16 protein-coding genes and 1 tRNA gene are annotated in these 15,748 nt (G+C 72.0%); 5 read left to right on the forward strand and 12 right to left on the reverse strand.

The features are described from left to right. Positions 1–28: 28 nt before the first annotated feature. Positions 29–1,378, reverse strand: coding sequence for an MFS transporter (locus BJ979_RS02040; protein ID WP_425502448.1), 1,350 nt, complete (start codon positions 1,376–1,378; stop codon positions 29–31). Positions 1,379–1,442: 64 nt separating this feature from the next. Here BJ979_RS02040 and BJ979_RS02045 point away from each other — a divergent pair, with 64 nt between their 5' ends. After that, positions 1,443–1,613 carry a hypothetical protein gene (locus BJ979_RS02045; RefSeq protein ID WP_179564707.1) on the forward strand — a complete coding sequence of 57 codons (171 nt, stop codon included), beginning with the start codon at positions 1,443–1,445 and terminating at the stop codon, positions 1,611–1,613. Positions 1,614–1,692: 79 nt separating this feature from the next. On the opposite strand, the gene BJ979_RS02050 is transcribed toward BJ979_RS02045, so the two are convergent. From BJ979_RS02050 to BJ979_RS02065, 4 genes are all read right to left on the reverse strand, one after another. Continuing rightward, positions 1,693–1,780, reverse strand: a tRNA-Ser gene (locus BJ979_RS02050). A gap of 100 nt (positions 1,781–1,880) precedes the next feature. After that, positions 1,881–2,645 carry a class I SAM-dependent DNA methyltransferase gene (locus tag BJ979_RS02055; RefSeq protein WP_179564709.1) on the reverse strand — a complete coding sequence of 255 codons (765 nt, stop codon included), beginning with the start codon at positions 2,643–2,645 and terminating at the stop codon, positions 1,881–1,883. Positions 2,646–2,751: 106 nt separating this feature from the next. Beyond that, a complete protein-coding gene (locus BJ979_RS02060; protein WP_179569923.1) occupies positions 2,752–4,092 on the reverse strand; it encodes an MFS transporter in 1,341 nt (446 codons plus the stop codon). Positions 4,093–4,097: 5 nt separating this feature from the next. Next, entirely contained in the window at positions 4,098–4,763 is a 666-nt protein-coding gene (locus BJ979_RS02065; RefSeq protein WP_179564711.1) for a GntR family transcriptional regulator, read from the reverse strand. 559 nt (positions 4,764–5,322) lie between these two features. Here BJ979_RS02065 and BJ979_RS02070 point away from each other — a divergent pair. After that, positions 5,323–5,679, forward strand: coding sequence for a hypothetical protein (locus tag BJ979_RS02070; protein WP_179564713.1), 357 nt, complete (start codon positions 5,323–5,325; stop codon positions 5,677–5,679). Positions 5,680–5,852: 173 nt separating this feature from the next. On the opposite strand, the gene BJ979_RS02075 is transcribed toward BJ979_RS02070, so the two are convergent. Continuing rightward, positions 5,853–6,749: an HAD family hydrolase gene (locus tag BJ979_RS02075; protein WP_179564715.1), complete on the reverse strand. Its 897-nt coding sequence runs from the start codon at positions 6,747–6,749 to the stop codon at positions 5,853–5,855. Next, the gene (serS, locus tag BJ979_RS02080) at positions 6,746–8,011 is read right to left on the reverse strand and encodes a serine--tRNA ligase (protein ID WP_179564717.1); all 1,266 of its coding nucleotides are present in this window, start codon (positions 8,009–8,011) and stop codon (positions 6,746–6,748) included. The genes BJ979_RS02075 and serS overlap by 4 nt, the downstream gene beginning before the upstream one ends. Before the next feature lie 84 nt (positions 8,012–8,095). Here serS and BJ979_RS02085 point away from each other — a divergent pair, with 84 nt between their 5' ends. Next, positions 8,096–9,124 carry a diacylglycerol/lipid kinase family protein gene (locus BJ979_RS02085; RefSeq protein WP_179564719.1) on the forward strand — a complete coding sequence of 343 codons (1,029 nt, stop codon included), beginning with the start codon at positions 8,096–8,098 and terminating at the stop codon, positions 9,122–9,124. Here BJ979_RS02085 and BJ979_RS02090 read toward each other — a convergent pair. The 4 genes from BJ979_RS02090 to BJ979_RS17295 are packed head-to-tail and all read right to left on the reverse strand — an operon-like array spanning position 9,121 to position 12,096. Beyond that, the gene (locus tag BJ979_RS02090) at positions 9,121–9,450 is read right to left on the reverse strand and encodes a hypothetical protein (protein ID WP_179564721.1); all 330 of its coding nucleotides are present in this window, start codon (positions 9,448–9,450) and stop codon (positions 9,121–9,123) included. The genes BJ979_RS02085 and BJ979_RS02090 overlap by 4 nt on opposite strands. Further along, the gene (locus BJ979_RS02095) at positions 9,450–10,385 is read right to left on the reverse strand and encodes a hypothetical protein (RefSeq protein WP_179564723.1); all 936 of its coding nucleotides are present in this window, start codon (positions 10,383–10,385) and stop codon (positions 9,450–9,452) included. Before BJ979_RS02095 ends, BJ979_RS02090 begins: the two co-directional genes overlap by 1 nt. Positions 10,386–10,389: 4 nt before the next feature. Continuing rightward, positions 10,390–11,406, reverse strand: coding sequence for a prephenate dehydratase (gene pheA / locus BJ979_RS02100; protein WP_179564725.1), 1,017 nt, complete (start codon positions 11,404–11,406; stop codon positions 10,390–10,392). A gap of 60 nt (positions 11,407–11,466) precedes the next feature. Beyond that, positions 11,467–12,096, reverse strand: a complete 630-nt coding sequence (locus BJ979_RS17295; protein WP_218853414.1) for a DUF2510 domain-containing protein — start codon at positions 12,094–12,096, stop codon at positions 11,467–11,469. Between the two features lie 301 nt (positions 12,097–12,397). On the opposite strand from BJ979_RS17295, the gene pgm reads away from it, so the two are divergent. Both pgm and BJ979_RS02115 read left to right on the forward strand, forming a co-directional pair. Beyond that, positions 12,398–14,038 (forward strand): phosphoglucomutase (alpha-D-glucose-1,6-bisphosphate-dependent), encoded by a 1,641-nt coding sequence (gene pgm, locus BJ979_RS02110; RefSeq protein ID WP_179564727.1) that lies wholly within the window; start codon positions 12,398–12,400, stop codon positions 14,036–14,038. Positions 14,039–14,103: 65 nt separating this feature from the next. Next, entirely contained in the window at positions 14,104–14,778 is a 675-nt protein-coding gene (locus BJ979_RS02115; protein WP_179564729.1) for a GNAT family N-acetyltransferase, read from the forward strand. 45 nt (positions 14,779–14,823) lie between these two features. Here the strand turns inward: BJ979_RS02115 and BJ979_RS02120 are convergent, their stop codons facing one another. Further along, positions 14,824–15,744 (reverse strand): hypothetical protein, encoded by a 921-nt coding sequence (locus BJ979_RS02120; protein ID WP_179564731.1) that lies wholly within the window; start codon positions 15,742–15,744, stop codon positions 14,824–14,826. Between the last annotated feature and the right edge of the window lie 4 nt (positions 15,745–15,748).

Below are 15,748 nucleotides of genomic sequence, written 5' to 3' on the forward strand. Positions count from 1 at the left end.
GTCGCCGTCGTAGGTCGGCGCTGACCCGTCAGTCGCGCGCGGACGTGGATGCCGCCGCGCGCGGCGCGACCGCACCCCATCCGGCCTGCAGTCCGCCCGCGATCGCGAGGGCCGAGGCGACGAGCACGGTAGTGAGGATGCCGGCCGACGCGCCCAGCGCATCCACCGTGATCCCGCCGAGCACCGTGCCGGCGGCGATACCGACCGCGAAGACGCTCACGATCCAGGCGTTGGCCTCGTTCGCGTGACGCGACTGCACGAGTTCGGGCGTGAGGGCGAAGATCTGCGTCAGCAGGGGCGGCAGCGAGAGTCCGGCGATGAACGCCAGCGCGATCCAGAGCGCGGGCGGCGCACCCGCGGCGGCGGTCGGGAGGTAGAGCGCGCCGAGGATCACGGCGAACGGAGCCGCGGCCCGCACCGGCGTACGCCGCAGCGGGAAGCGCGCGATCAGCAGCGCCCCGACGAGCGCGCCCGCCGCGTTGGCGGCGAGCGCGACCGGTCCGAAGTCGGCGTTGCGCGCGTGCGACCCGTACGCGGTCGCGGTGAGCGTCAGTGCTCCGACGGGGATCGCGGCCGTGAGCGTGAGGATGAGCAGGCGCACGAAGGGGCGGGACGCGAGCGGGGTGCCGTGGTGGGCCGGGGCTGAGCCCAAGGTGGCCGAGGTGTCGAGGGCGGCTCCTGCTCCGGGCTCGGCGCCCGCGTCCACTCCCGCACTCACGCCGAAGTGCAGGTCGGCGCCCGCGTCGGCCCTCGCGCCGTCGTTCGAATCCGCAACCGCGCCGGCCCGCGCATCCACCTCGCCCGGATGCCGCACGACCGACCGCGCCGCGTACGCGATCCCGCCGACCAGTCCGACGCCGGCCATCGCGAGCACATTGACCTGCGCGCCGAACACGGCGATGCCGGTCGCGGTGAGCAGCGGTCCGATGATGAACAGCATCTCGACGGCGGCGGCGTCGAGCGCGTAGGCGGATGCGCGCTGCGTCGCGTCGGGGAACAGCGCGGGCCACAGACTGCGCAGCGTCGACTCGATCGGCGGCGTCGAGAACCCCGCGACCGCCACGGCGACGAACGCGGCGGCCGGCGCGCTCTGCACGGTCAGCACCGCAATCACGAACCCGACCGTGGTCACGACCACCGAGAGCAGCAGCACGAGCGCGCGGTGCCCGGCACGGTCGATGATGCGCCCGAGGAACGGCTGCCCGATCGTGCCCGCGATCACGAACGTCGCGGTGAGCGCCGAGGCCGAGGTGTAGTCCCCGCCCGTGTCGACGACGAGCCGCACGAGCGCGAGAGCGCTCATCGCCGTCGGCAGCCGTCCGATCAGCGAGGTGACAACGAGAGCGGGCACGCCGCGCCGCCGAAGGATGCCGAGCATAGAAGGCCGATCCTGCCAGCTTCCGCTTCCATCGATCGAGCGCGCGGCGAGCCATACTCAGACCATGAGCCTGCGACGCCGACTTCTGACCAGCGGAATGCTGTTCGTCGCCGCGGGACTGATGATGCTCGGTGGCGGGGCCCTTCTGGAATGGAAACCGGCGCTGGTGATCGGGCTGGCGGCGATCGGCGTCGGCGCTGTCGCGATCGTCGTCGGGGCAACCCGGCCCCGCTAGCGTCGCTGCCCCCGGACGTCTCGCGCCGAGAGCGCGCGATCCTTCCGATCGGATGGGGGCGTCGGAGGGGCGCGATCAATGGCGGAGGGCGGGGGATTCGAACCCCCGAGACATTTCTGTCTGCCGGTTTTCAAGACCGGATCCTTCGGCCGCTCGGACAGCCCTCCAGGTGCGATGAGGCTACCGGATGCCGCCCGGCGTGAGCCGCGCATCCACCGCTCGCGGCACGCCGCGAACCGCATGCGTCGACGCCGACCACGACCCCGCTCAGGCGGGCTTGCGCCACACCGACACGTGCGAAGCGCTCTCGGCGGTGAACTCCGCGCCCGTCCAGTCGGCCCAGCGCGACTCGGACGTCAGGCCGGCGAGCTGCGCCATGAGGTCGAGCTCGCTCGGCCAGGCGTAGCGGTGCGGCGAGCGGAAAACGCCCTCGTGTCCCGGGCGCACGTCCACGTGGTGCGAGACCAGCAGCTGGCTGACGGTGTCGTACTCGTCGAAGCCGAGGTGCTCGTCGGAGACGTCGAAGGCGAGGAAGCGCTCGCCGACGCCGAGGCGCCGCAGCTCGGGCACGAAGGTCTCGATCGCGAAGGCCCCACCCGGCGCGAGGTGCGCGGCGGCGTTGCGGAAGCAGGCGACCTGCTGCTCCTGCGTCAGCAGATTCGAGATCGTGTTGAACACCAGGTAGACCAGCGCGAATCCGCCCGGCGCGCGGGCAGTCGTCGTCGCCGAGGCCATGTCGCCGACGACGACGGGGATGCGGTCACCGTCTGGCTGGCGCCGCAGCTCGTCGACCATCGGCTGCGAGAACTCGATGCCGTGCACCTCGACTCCGCGCTGCTGCAGGGCGAGCCCGACGCGTCCGGTGCCGATCGCGAACTCGAGTGCCGGACCGTCGCCGGCCAACGTCGCCAGGGCGTCGACGGCGGGATCGAGCACCTCGGGTTCGTACATCCATGCCACGCCGCGGCGGTAGTCGCGGGCGGCGTCATCGTTCCAGATCGCCGGGTCGAGGTCGTCGGCCGAGAGTGCCATGCGCTTCTCCTCGCTCGTCGTCGAGCAGGTCATCACGGTCATCGATGTCGTCGCGGGCCGGTCGTCCGGACGCCTCGACGCTACCGAAGACCGCCGCCGATCGCCCCTACCCCTCCGGCAGGTGCCGTCGCGACGACAGGCGCACGACGACGATCGCGAGCGCCGCCAGCGCGACGACGGCGACGAGCAGGTCGATCGCCGGGATGACGAGGGCGAGTGCCGAGATCGCCGTCGGCAGCAGGAAGCCGGCGTAGGCGAGGGCGTAGAAGACGCCGGTGAGTCCGGCGAGGTCGCGGGCGCCGGCGATGCGCTGCACCTCGAGCAGTCCGCTGACGAGCGAGATGCCGAAGCCGCATCCCAGCACCGCGTTCGCGACGAGGCCGAGCACCGGCGAGCCGATCACGATCGCGATCGTCACGAGCACGAGTCCGACGGCGATGCCGAGGGTGCCCACGCCGAGGCCGCGTGCCGACTCGAGCGAGTGCACGCGGCGGGCCACCGGCTGGATGAGGCTCGACGCCCCCAGCGCGATCACGGTCGCGGCAGTCGCGTAGGCGATGCCGAACGGCGCCGTCTGGTCGGCGAGCCGCGTCGGAAGGTAGCCGTAGCCCATCGCCGCGGCCGCGAAGATCCACGGCGCCGCGACAGCGACGACCCGCACGAAGCGCTTATGCGACGCGGCCGGGATGCGCAGCTGAGCCCACCACGGGCCGCCGACACCGCGCACATCCGACCCGACGCCCGCACTACCGGAGCCGAGAGCGCCGCCGACGCCGATCGCGCCGACCGCCGTTTCCGGCAGGCGCGTCACGAGCACGAGGAACGGCACGGCCACCACGAGGTGGATGACGAAGGGCAGCACCGTCGGGATCGGACCCCACTGAGCCAGCACTCCGGCGACGAGAGCGCCCGCGGCCGAGCCGAGCGTGAAGGCGAGCGACCCGCGGCGGGCACCGGACGCCGCATCCGCGCCCGGATCGTGGGGCGCCTGCGACAGCTCCTTCATCCAGCTGATGCCCGCCGACATCGCCACGCCGACCGTGACGCCGCTGAGCAGCCGCCCGGCCATGAGCCAGCCGAAGCCGAGCCCGCCGAGTGCGAGCAGTCCGCTGCCGATCAGCGCCGCGATCACGCCGACGATCACCACCGGACGCCGCCCGTGCCGGTCGCTCAGCGACCCGGCCAGCAGCAGCGCCGGGATCAGCCCGAGCACGTAGACGCCGAGCAGCACCGTCACGGCGACCTCGCTGAAGTGCTGCTCGTGCACGTAGAGCAGCAGCAGCGGGCTGAACTGGTTGCCGCCCCACGAGCAGGCGAACATCGCTCCCCAGAGCAGCGGCCAGGGGCGGCGGGTCGGGCGGGACGAGGGGACGGGATGAGCTGCGCCCGACGCGCCGTCGGCGCCCTCACCCGCCGCCAGGTCGTTCCCGTCGACCGGCGTCAGCATCCCGCTCACAGCACGCCCCGGTTGCGGTCGACGTGCGTGCGCAGCGTCGCGGCGTATGCGGCCGCGTCGCGCTTCTCGATCGCGCGTACGAGCTTCGTGTGGTCCTTGAGCGCCGCCGCCATCTGACCCGACTTCACCCGGATCAGCAGGTTGCGCATCCGATGCTGCCGATCGCGCAGCAGACCGGCGAACTGGGATGCGACGGGGTTGCGCGCCGCCGCGATCACCGCGGCGTGCAGGCGGTCATCGGCGTCGATGAAGCGGTCGAGGTCGTCGGCATCGACGGCCGCCTGCTGCTCGGCGAGCAGCGCCTTCAGCTCGGGCAGCACCTCGGCGACGCGGTCGCCCGCGATCACCCGTGCCGCGCAACTGGCCTCGATGGCCTCGCGCATCTCGAGCACGTCATCCGCCTCGCTCGGCGACAGCGGGCGCACGACCGCTCCGCGACGGGAGGCGAGGATGAGCAGCCCCTCCGCCGCGAGCCGCAGGAACGCCTCGTGCACCGGGGTGCGCGAGATGCCGAGCTCGCCGGCGATCACGGCCTCGCTGAGCAGGGCGCCCGACTCGAGCTCGCCGCGGATGATCGCGTCTTTCGTCGCGGCGTAGGCGCGGTCGGCGGCGCTGCCCTCCGTCTCCGACGGGGGCGGGGATGCGGTCTTCGACTCGGCCATGCGCCCGACTCTACGCCTTGCATGCAAGCTTGCGCGCATCCATCCACTGAGGCGGCGTCAGCACCGGAAGTCGCGCGACGCGCCGCGCAGGGGTTGTGCCCGCCTCCCGACCCTGGCTACGGTGGGCAACCGATACCGACTCACGAAAGGAGCCAGCCATGTTCGTTCTCATGCCGAACCGCACTGCAATCGCAGCACAGCGCGCTGGCTTCGTCGGCGTCCTCACCGCCGGACAGCACTAAGGGGCACAGACCGCCCCGCTCTCCGCGGTGGCGATGCCCACGAAGCCGACGCCCCGTCGATCCTGACGATCGACGCCGACCGTCCGTCCGCACTCCCACGCGACGCCCGGCCGGCGACGACCCTCGCGATCACGGCGCACCTCGCCCCGCCTCCCGACCCGGGATCGAGCATCCGCTCGCCCGTGGACGGTCCCCCGCCGCCGCTCGGCCATCGCCGACGCGCGGCTTCCCGCGGCATCACGCCGCGACATCCGACTCGACGACCGTCGCAGCCCACGAGGATGCACGCCGCCGGGCCGATCTGTGAGGACACACTCGTGCACACCACCCTGTCCGCGTCGACCACCGACCGCGACACCACCACCGAGCAGCTCAGCGCCGAGGCGCACGCCGCTCAGACCACCGCCCACCCGCCGCAACCGCTCGCCTCGCCCGTCTCGGCCGAGCAGCACACGGCCCAGCGCCCGACGCTCACCGCGCCGGAGCTGCGCCGCCATCGCGGCCTGATCGACCGCCTCGCCCTGCGCCTCGGTCTCGCGCTGATCACCTGGAGCCGTCGGCCCCTCGTGCTGCGCGACCGCACGCCGTGGCGGGCGAACCCCATCGAGCTGCGTCAGTCACAGCTCGAGCGTGCTGAGGCCGACCGCCTGCGGTACGCGCTCTACACCCGCTGATCGGTCGCATCCCATGACCGTCCAGCCGAACCCCGGGCACGAGCTGCCCGGAACCGCGGCGGCGCGAGCGCTCCTCGCGCCGCCGCCCCGGCATCCGCGCTGACACGGCCGCCGCGAGCGCCCGCTCAGCGCGACGTCGGATGCGCGGGTCGCGAGACCGCGCTACGAGGAGCTCAGCCCGGGAAGTGCGCCGCGAGGGCGCGCGCGAGGCCGTGCTGCTCGACCGGGTAGGTGATCTCGGTCGCCGCGTCCTTGACCTCGTCGGGCGCCTGGCCCATCGCGATCGCGACGGCGCCGCGGGCGCCCGCCCACTCGAGCATGTCGATGTCGTTGCGTCCGTCGCCGGCGACGAGCAGGTTCGTCGTCACCGGGAACGGCGTCGCCGCGATCACGTGCTCGAGCCCGGTCGCCTTGTTGACGCCCTCTGGCGCGATGTCGAGCCAGGCCGTCCAGCCGATGTTGTAGCTGACCTGGTGCAGGCCCATGCTGTCGACGACGCGCAGGAAGTCCTCGGTGTCGTGGCCCGGCGAGAGCACGACGACGCGCGTCGACTCGAGGTCGAGCAGCCCCTCGAACGGCGTCTCGATGCTCGACGGCAGCAGCACCCCCTCGGGGAACGCGCCCGTGTAGTGGAACACCCCGTCGGAGTCCTCGACCGCGTAGCTCGCGTTCTCGAGGTTGTCGCCGATCGTCGTCAGCACCTGACGCGGCGCGAAGGTCTCGACGTGCATGCGGCTGTAGCCGACGGGCGCGGAGGGATCACGGCGCAGCACGAGCGCGCCGTTCGCGCACACCAGGAACTCGGGCGCGATGCCGAGCCGTTCGACGATCGGCAGGGTCATGGATGCGCTGCGTCCGGTCGCGAGCATGACCTCGTGTCCGGCGGCGACGACGCGGGCGATCTCGGCCACGACCTCGGGCGCGAGCGAGCCGTCTTCGCCGAGGATCGTGCCGTCGACATCGAGCGCGACGAGCCAGCGCTCCGCGCCGTCAGCGGGTGCCGGCGCACCCGGCGAACCGGCCGCATCCAGCTCGATGTCGGCGTCAGCCGAGCTCGCCGCCGAGCTCATCGGACGGGCTCGAGGATCTCGAGTCCGCCGAGCCAGGGCCGCAGCGGCTCGGGCACCCACACCGAGCCGTCTTCGCGCTGGTGCGTCTCGAGCAGCGCGACGAGCCAGCGGGTCGTCGCGAGGGTTCCGTTGAGCGTCGCGACGGGCGCCGTCTTGCCGTCCTCGCCGCGCTGACGGATGTCGAGGCGGCGCGCCTGGAACGTCGTGCAGTTCGAGGTGGAGGTGAGCTCGCGGAACTTGTCCTGCGTGGGCACCCACGCCTCGACGTCGTACTTGCGAGCGGCGCTCGAGCCGAGGTCGCCGGCGGCGGTGTCGATCACGCGGTAGCTGAGCCCCAGCGACTGCAGCATGCGCTCCTGCGCGGCGACGAGACGAGCGTGCTCGGCCTCGGCGTCCTCGGGCCTGATGTAGACGAACATCTCCAGCTTCTGGAACTGGTGCACGCGGATGATGCCGCGGTTGTCCTTGCCGTGCGATCCGGCCTCACGGCGGTAGCAGGTCGACCAGCCGGCGTAGCGCAGCGGCCCGTTCGTCAGGTCGAGGATCTCGTCTTTGTGGTACCCGGCGAGGGCGACCTCGCTGGTGCCGGTGAGGTAGAGGTCGTCGGCCTCGAGACGGTAGATCTCGTCGGCGTGGGCGCCGAGGAAGCCGGTGCCCTGCATGATCTCGGGCCGCACGAGCGTCGGCGGGATCATCGGGATGAAGCCCTCGTCGAGCGCGGTCTGCAGGCCGTAGCTGAGCAGTGCGTACTCGAGGCGCGCGCCGACGCCCTTGAGGAAGTAGAAGCGGGCGCCCGACACCTTGACGCCGCGGTCCATGTCGATCGCGTCGAGCTTCTCGCCGATCTCGAGGTGGTCGCGCACCGGGAAGTCGAAGGTCGGGATCTCGCCGACCTCGCGCAGCACCGTGTAGTCGTCCTCGCCGCCGGCGGGAACGCCCGCGATGGGGATGTTGCCGAGCGAGCCGACGATGCGGGTGAAGTCGGCCTCGGCCTCGGTCACCTGCGCCTGCGCGGCCTTGACCTGCGCGGCCAGCTCCTGGGCCTGCGCGACGAGCGCGACCTTCTCGTCTTTGGGGGCCTTCGCGACGGTCTTGCCGAAGGCGTTCTGCTCGGCGCGCAGCGACTCGAAGGAGGTGATCGCGGCCCGACGGGCGGCATCCGCGGCGACGGCCTCGTCGACGAGTTCGACGCTGGCTCCGCGAGAGCGCTGCGACTCCTTCACCAGCTCGGGGTCATCACGCAGCAGCTGGGGATCGATCACGCGCTCAGTCTATTCACGCCGCCTTAGCTGAGCCTCCGCCTCGTGCGCATGCCCGGCGCGGCATGGGTGCCCTACTTTTGAGCCATGACGGCCCCCTCCGACGCCCCGAAGTCCCGCCGCGCCGCCATCGTCTTCAACCCGATCAAGGTGGACGAGCAGCGCCTGCGCACCGCGATCGCCGCCGCCGAAGCCGAGCACGGCTGGGGCGAGACGCTCTGGCTCGAGACCAGCGTCGAGGATCCCGGTCAGGGTCCGACCCGTCAGGCCGTCGCCGAGGGCGTCGAGGTCGTGATCGCCGCGGGTGGCGATGGCACCGTGCGCGCGGTCGCCGAAGCGCTGCGCGGCACCGACACTGCTCTCGCGCTGCTGCCCAGCGGCACCGGCAACCTGCTCGCCCGCAACCTCGACCTGAACCTGGCGCACGTCGAGGGCTCGATCGAGACCGCGTTCACCGGGGAGGACCGCAAGATCGACCTCGGAGTCGCACGCCTCGAGCGCGAGGACGGCTCGCGCGAAGAGCACGCCTTCCTCGTCATGGCCGGCATCGGCATCGACGCGCAGATGGTCGTGAACACGAACGCCGAGCTGAAGAAGAAGGTCGGCTGGATCGCCTACGTGGATGCGATCGTGCGCTCGCTGCGCGACCGCGACCGGCTGCGCATCCGCTACGAGCTGGATGACGGACCGGCCGGCTCGATGAGCGTGCACACCCTGCTCGTCGGCAACTGCGGTTCACTGCCCGGCAACATCCTGCTGCTGCCCGAGGCGGCGGTCGACGACGGCGACTTCGACATCGTCGCACTGCGGCCCGAGGGCTTCTTCGGCTGGCTGCAGATCTGGACGAAGATCGTGTGGGAGAACGGCGTGCTGCGCCGCAGCCAGGCCGGCCGCAAGCTCATGTCGCTCACCAAGGAGGTGCGCACGCTGCGCTACCTCAAGGGCAAGCAGTTCACGGTGCGCATCGAGAAGCCCGACGAGTTCGAGCTCGACGGCGACCTGTTCGGCGAGGTGGTCGCGTTCCGCACGACGGTCGATCCGCTCGCCCTCGAGGTGCGGCTGCCCGCGGGGCACCGGCTCAGCACCGACCAGCCGGAGTCGGCGGTCCGCGCCTAGCCGACGTCCTCGTCGCCGGCCGCACGCCGACGTGTCGGAGGCTGCACGCGCAACAGGCGCCATTGCACCGCGTGCGCGGCGAGCAACGTGACCAGCAGGATCGGCGCGAGAGCGGCGACCGCCTGACGCGCCGGGCTGACCGCCGAGTAGAGAGCCCAGAAGCGCATCCCGTCGGCGAAGGAGTTCGGGTCGACCGCCGACTGCGCCGACCAGTACAGGCTCTGCCAGTCGAACCAGAGCGCGCCGAGCATCGCGACCGTGGTGACGGCGAAGGCGACCCAGCCGACGGCGAATGCCGCGCGCTGTCGGAATCGTGACGTCGTCATCAGCGCCGCTGCCGCAGGATCAGCAGGAGCACGGTCGTGACGACCGTGCCGAGGATGCCGAGGAAGTAGAGCGGCGCGGCGAGCATCTGCCCCGCCTGCTGCAGGAAGAAGAACCACGCCTGGTCGGCGGCACCGCGATCGGAGTCGAACCCGGTTCCGTATCCGTCGGCCTGCATCTCGTAGGTGCTCATCGAGAGCGCGACCGCGGCGACGAGCGCGACGAGCGAGACCACGGCGAGCAGGATGATCCAGGGGTTGGGGCGACGACGCTGCACCAGTCCGAGCTCGCGCAGCTCGTCGTCGGTCAGCTCGTCGGCGATCTCGGCGTAGCGCGCGGCCGGGTCGTCATCCGGCGCGACCGACGGCGCGAGGCGCTCGCCGTTCGGCCCCAGGCGCACGGGCTGGGATGCGCGCGGGCCGGCCGACGTCGTCGTCGTCGTCGACGACGACGACGACGCAGCGTCGAAGGTCGCTGCGGCACGCGGCTGAGGGTCGTCGACCGACGCCTGGCGCGACCACGACTCAGGCGGATATGCCGCCGGAGCAGCGGTCTCCGACGAGGCCGGAGCCGGAGCCGGAGCTACGGCGCCTCCGGCCGCTGATCCGGTGCGCGAGTAGGGCGAAGCGGATGCCGGCGCCGCGGGCGGCGGGCCCGCCGCATCGCGCGAGAACGGCGAGGCGGAGGACGGCTGCGCAGCGCGCGGCGTCGCGGCGTCGCGCGAGAACGGGGAGGCCGACTGCGGCGATGCACCGGGCGTCACCGACCCGCGCGCGAAGGGTGAGGCCGCCGGCGGCGACCCGATGGCGTGGGTCGCACCCGACGTCGCGGGCGTCGCGGGCGCCGCGCTCGGCGCACCCGCCGCATCCCCCGCCCCGTGCTCGCTCGGGTCGAATCCGCGCTGGAAGCGCGCGGCGTAGCGGGGGTCGACGCTCATCGGGTCAGCCTGCCTGAGGCCCCTGATCGGCGGCTCCGTGCTGGCCCGGGGCGACTCCCGCGTCCACGTCGCCCGCGTCCGGCTCGCCCGAGAGGATGCCGCGCAGCCAGTCCCGCGCTTCGATGAACACCTCGTCGCGGTAGCGGTTCTCGGGCACGACCGGCTTGCGGTCGGCGCGCGGGTAGGAGCCGAGGAAGGTCACGCGCGGGCTGAAGCGCTTGAGGCCGAGCAGCGCATCCGCGACCCGCTCGTCGTGCACGTGACCGTCGAGGTCGATGACGAAGCGGTAGCGGCCGAGCTCGTCGCCGATGGGGCGCGACTCGAGCAGGCTCATGTTCACGCCGCGGGTGGCGAACTGCTCGAGCATGTCGAGCAGGCTTCCGGCGGCGTCGCTCGGCAGCTCGACGATGATGCTCGTCTTGTCGGCTCCGGTGCGCTCGGGGATGCGGCCCGAGCGACTGACCATCACGAAGCGCGTCACGGCGTTCGTGTTGTCGCCGATGTGCTCGGCGAGGGTCTCGAGCGCGAGGTGCTGGGTGATGCCGTGCGGCGCGACGGCCGCATCGGCGGGCGAGTCGCCGAGCAGCGCGGTGGGCGCGGCGACGTTCGAGGTCGCGGGCAGGTGCGCGTGCGTCGGAACGGTCTTGTCGAGCCACAGGTGCGTCTGCGCGTAGGCGACCGGATGCGCGGCGACCGTCGTCACGTCGGCGAGCGCCGTTCCGGGCCGGGCGACGAGGTCGAAGTCGACCCGCACCAGGTACTCGCCGGTGATGCGCAGCCCCGGGATCGACGCCAGCGCATCCTGCGTCGCGCTCACCCCGCCCTCGACGCTGTTCTCGATCGCGATCATCGCGCCGACGCTGCGGCCGCTGATCACGTCATCCAGCGCCTCGCCGACGTTGTTGACGCTGCGCCACTCGTGGCCTGCGGCGTCGGGCGCCTGATTCAGGGCCGTCCAGGTGAAGGTGCCGACGGGGCCCAGGTAGCTGTAGATCGCAGACGCGTCGGGCTGGGCGGGCATGCCCCGAAGCCTAGCGACGCGAGGAGCTCAGCGGCTCAGCGGCTCCGCGGCTTCGTGACCTCAGCGACGGCGGGCGGGGTCGAGCAGCTGCGCGATCTCCTCGTCGAGGGTCAGCGCACCCGCGGCCGACGCGGAGCCGAAGCTCGCGTCGAAGACGTCGTCGAGGTTCGCGCCGGAGAGAGCGGATGCGGTGGCGTCGCCGATCTGTGCGGCCTGCGCCTCGGCGGGCGCGACGGGCGCCTCGGCCGAGAAGTCGGCCGCGAGCTGCGCCTCGAAGTCGGCGAGCGCGGCGGTGTCGAGCGAGTCGTGGAGTCCGCCGCCGAAGCGCTCGGATGCCGACGGTGCGGGCAGGTCGAGTCCGAGCGGCAGGGGCGTGGGCTCGAGCGGCACCTCGGGCGCGCGGAAGGTCGCGGCCGGCTCGGCGACCGGAGCCGGGGTGGCGGCCGGAGCGGGGGCGGTGAGCGGCGCGGGAGCCGCGACCGGCGCGACGTCGGCTGGCTCAGCGGCCACCGACGCGGCGATCACCGGCTCGATCGGCGCGGGGATGAGCAGCGCGTCGGCGACCTCGTTCTGCTCCTCGTCTTCGGCATCCGAGACCAGGTCGGTGAAGGCCTTGCCGTTCCACCAGCGCAGCTGGCGCGCTCCGCTCGGATCCGGGTACCAGCCGGCCTGCTGACGCTCGTCGCTCATCGAAGACTCCCTCGAGAGTCCCCCCGGACTCCTGCGTTCGAGGCTAAGGGGACGCACTGAGCGCCCGCGCGTCCGCGTTCGGGGGACGAATCCCTCACTTTCGGTCGGTTTTCTGCCCCCGCGCGGGGTACATCCGGCCGCGGACGGCCGTCGGCTCGACTCCCGGCTCGAACCCCGGTCAGAACCTCGGGCCGAACCGCCGGCTCCACTCCGCGCGGCCCCCGGCCCGCCTCCGCGGGCGCCGCATCTACGCCGCCTGATCACCCGCGACATCTGCCGCCCGCGATGCCAGACTGACCCCATGACGGACCGCGCCGGCTCCCCCGCCCAGGAATCCGACCTCATCGACGTGCGCGAGCTCGTCGAGGCCTACTACACGGGGGTGCCCGACGTCGCCGACCCGGCCCAGAAGGTCGCCTTCGGCACGAGCGGCCATCGCGGGTCGAGCCTCGACACCGCCTTCAACGAGACGCACATCGCCGCGATCACGCAGGCGATCGTCGACTACCGCACCGAGCAGGGCATCGACGGTCCGCTCTTCATCGGCAGCGACACCCACGGCCTCTCGCGGCCGGCCGAGAAGACCGCGCTCGAGGTGCTCGCCGCGAACGGCGTGCACGCCCTCGCCGACGCGAACGACGACTGGGTGCCGACCCCCGCGCTGAGCCGGGCGATCATCCGATACAACCGGGCTCTCGGCTCGAACGGCACCACCATCACCCCGGGCCTCGCCGACGGCATCGTCATCACCCCGAGCCACAACCCGCCCCGCGACGGCGGCTTCAAGTACAACCCGCCGCACGGCGGACCGGCCGACTCGGATGCGACCGGCTGGATCGCGGGCCGCGCCAACGAGCACATCGCGAACGGCCTGCGCGACGTGAAGCGCGTCGAGCCGAGCAGCGTCGACGGCTACGACTTCCGCGGCGAGTACGTCGCCGACCTGGCGAACATCATCGACGTCGCCGCGATCCGGGGCTCGGGTCTGCACATCGGCGCCGACCCGCTCGGCGGCGCGAGCGTGAACTATTGGGCGCTCATCGCCGAGAAGCACGGCCTCGACCTCACCGTCGTCAACCCGGTCGTCGACCCGACCTGGCGATTCATGACGCTCGACTGGGACGGCAAGATCCGCATGGATCCGTCATCCCCCTCGGCCATGGCATCCGTGCTGCAGCACCGCGCCGACTACGCCGTGCTCACCGGCAACGACGCCGACGCCGATCGCCACGGCATCGTCACCCCCGACGCCGGCCTGATGAACCCGAACCACTACCTCGCCGTCGCGATCCAGTACCTCTACGCGCACCGTCCCGACTGGCGTGCGGATGCCGCGATCGGCAAGACGCTCGTCTCCAGCTCGATGATCGACCGCGTCGCCGCGTCGCTCGGCCGCCGCCTGTGGGAGGTGCCGGTCGGCTTCAAGTGGTTCGTGCCCGGCCTCGTCGACGGCAGCGTCGGCTTCGGCGGCGAGGAGAGCGCCGGCGCCAGCTTCCTCGAGTTCGACGGCTCGGCCTGGACGACCGACAAAGACGGCATCCTGCTCGCCCTGCTCGCCAGCGAGATCACGGCCGTCACGGGCAAGTCGCCCTCGCAGCTGTACGCCGAGCTGACCGATCAGTTCGGCGCTCCCGCCTACGCCCGCGTAGATGCCGCGGCATCCAAGGAGCAGAAGGCGCGCCTCGGCAAGCTCAGCGGCGCCGACATCACCGCCGACACCCTCGCCGGCGACCCGATCACCGCCCGCCTCTCGGAGGCGCCCGGCAACGGCGCCGCGATCGGCGGCGTCAAAGTGCAGACCGAGCACGCCTGGTTCGCCGCACGCCCCTCGGGCACCGAAGACGTCTACAAGATCTACGCCGAGTCGTTCCGCGGGCCGGAGCACCTCGCCGAGGTGCAGGCCGAGGCGAAGACGATCGTCGATCGGGCGCTCGGGGCGTGAGCTCGGGCGGCGGAGCTGCTGGCGACGGTGCCGCCGTTGGCGGTGCTGCTGACGACGGCGGGTTCGTGAGTCACGACGGCGTGATCCACGAGCGGCTGCCGGACGCCGGCGGGTCCGGCGGTGCCGGTGGTGCCGGTGGTGCCGGCGCCGTAGCCGTGCCGTTGCGCTGGGTGATCCGCTGGGAGACGCAGCTCGACGACGCCGAGCTCGACCGCATCCACGAGTTCCTGAAGCGGGTCTTCCCGAATCATCCGGGCGGGGTTCAGGCGGCGTGGGCCGGGTCCCGACCCGAGCTGCGGCTGCTCGGCTTCGCCGACGGCGGCAGCCCTGACGGCGGCGGCCCTCAGGGCGAGACCGCCGGCGAGCTGCTCGCCCACATCGGGATCGCGCGCCGCTTCATCCGTGCCCGCGAGAGCGGCGCATCCGTTCTCGTCGGCGACGTCGGCCTGGTCGGCGTCTCCCCCGACCGTCAGGGCGCGGGCCTCGGCCGGCGGCTGATGCGCCAGACGGATGCGGTGCTCACCGACCTCGGCGTCGACTTCGGCACGCTGACCACCGGCGACAGCAAGATCCCGTTCTACGAGGCCGTCGGCTGGCACGTCGCGCCGAACCGCCTGCACGCGATCGACCTGTGGAACCGGCGCGAGACCTTCGACGGCCCGTTCTTCATCCGCCCGATCCGCGCCCCGCTCACCGCCTGGCCGACCGGCGACCTCGAGCGCAACGCCCGCGAGATCTGACCTCCGCGACCGGGACTCGACTCGGCAGTGACGAGGCATGCTGCCTCAGTCCAGCAGCGACGGATTCTGCAGGAACAGCCGGGGCGCCATGAACACCCCGAGAAGTGACATCGCCCCTGCGGTCATCGGCAGTTCGAGAAGCTGCGACTCGACTCCGGTGTCGAGATCGAAGGATGCGATCTTGATGCGTCGGATGCTCGGAATGGCTCGATAGAACAGGACCGTTCGCGCGGTGAGCCAGCCGATCACCGACGGGAAATGTCCGCGACCGTCGTAATGGATGCGGGAGCGGACCGGAGCCCGCTCGCCGGTGACGAGGTCGAGCGCGAAACTGTCCGCGCTACTCACTTCGGCCACCAGGAGGCGCCCGGTGTCGGGGTTCCAGGCGCCAGAGCTCGCGAGCATGACGCCCGGGTACCGCCGGACCTCGTCGGTATCGAGGTCGAGCACGACGACGCACTGCTCTCCGGGGCCCGCCTGCGCCGAAACAGCGATGCGCCGCCGATCCGGCGAGAACTGCAGCGGTGACCCGGTCCAGTTCGAATGACATAGATCTTCGATCGGCAATGTGCGGGCGCAGCTGCCATCACGCAACTCGTAGATGGTCCTCGTCGGGTGCGTTCCCGTGTCGACGACGTGGCGCATGCGCACCGAAGAGGCACCGTCTTCGAAATGCGGCCACCGTTCACCGACTTCGGCCGCCCCGGCCGCCACGTCGTAACGCACCTGGTCAACCCTCTCGAAGAACCCGTTCCTGTGGTGCTCCTCGTACGACAGGAACCGGCCATCCGGAGAGAGCGAGTTCTCGCCGAAGATGAGTTCGTACCCCGCGCCGCGGCTCAGACCCCGGGGCGACAGCAGACCGTACTCAGGCGAATAGACCCAGGCGCGGTTCCCGGCGACGACGGCGAGCACAGCCGCCGAGTCGGGCCGGCCCACCCGTGCGCGCTCGATCCAGATCGTCATCGCG

The organism is Schumannella luteola, from assembly GCF_013408685.1.
GTDB lineage: Bacteria > Actinomycetota > Actinomycetes > Actinomycetales > Microbacteriaceae > Schumannella > Schumannella luteola.

Bases quoted from the DNA above. Each gene is read 5' to 3' on its own strand.
- BJ979_RS02045 (WP_179564707.1), top strand. From the start codon at position 1,443: ATGAGCCTGCGACGCCGACTTCTGACCAGCGGAATGCTGTTCGTCGCC.
- BJ979_RS02055 (WP_179564709.1), bottom strand. From the start codon at position 2,645: ATGGCACTCTCGGCCGACGACCTCGACCCGGCGATCTGGAACGATGAC.
- BJ979_RS02090 (WP_179564721.1), bottom strand. From the start codon at position 9,450: ATGACGACGTCACGATTCCGACAGCGCGCGGCATTCGCCGTCGGCTGG.
- pgm (WP_179564727.1), top strand. From the start codon at position 12,398: ATGACGGACCGCGCCGGCTCCCCCGCCCAGGAATCCGACCTCATCGAC.
- BJ979_RS02075 (WP_179564715.1), bottom strand. From the start codon at position 6,749: ATGAGCTCGGCGGCGAGCTCGGCTGACGCCGACATCGAGCTGGATGCG.
- BJ979_RS02120 (WP_179564731.1), bottom strand. From the start codon at position 15,744: ATGACGATCTGGATCGAGCGCGCACGGGTGGGCCGGCCCGACTCGGCG.
- BJ979_RS02085 (WP_179564719.1), top strand. From the start codon at position 8,096: ATGACGGCCCCCTCCGACGCCCCGAAGTCCCGCCGCGCCGCCATCGTC.
- BJ979_RS02065 (WP_179564711.1), bottom strand. From the start codon at position 4,763: ATGGCCGAGTCGAAGACCGCATCCCCGCCCCCGTCGGAGACGGAGGGC.
- BJ979_RS17295 (WP_218853414.1), bottom strand. From the start codon at position 12,096: ATGAGCGACGAGCGTCAGCAGGCCGGCTGGTACCCGGATCCGAGCGGA.
- pheA (WP_179564725.1), bottom strand. From the start codon at position 11,406: ATGCCCGCCCAGCCCGACGCGTCTGCGATCTACAGCTACCTGGGCCCC.
- BJ979_RS02095 (WP_179564723.1), bottom strand. From the start codon at position 10,385: ATGAGCGTCGACCCCCGCTACGCCGCGCGCTTCCAGCGCGGATTCGAC.
- BJ979_RS02040 (WP_425502448.1), bottom strand. From the start codon at position 1,378: ATGCTCGGCATCCTTCGGCGGCGCGGCGTGCCCGCTCTCGTTGTCACC.
- BJ979_RS02060 (WP_179569923.1), bottom strand. From the start codon at position 4,092: ATGCTGACGCCGGTCGACGGGAACGACCTGGCGGCGGGTGAGGGCGCC.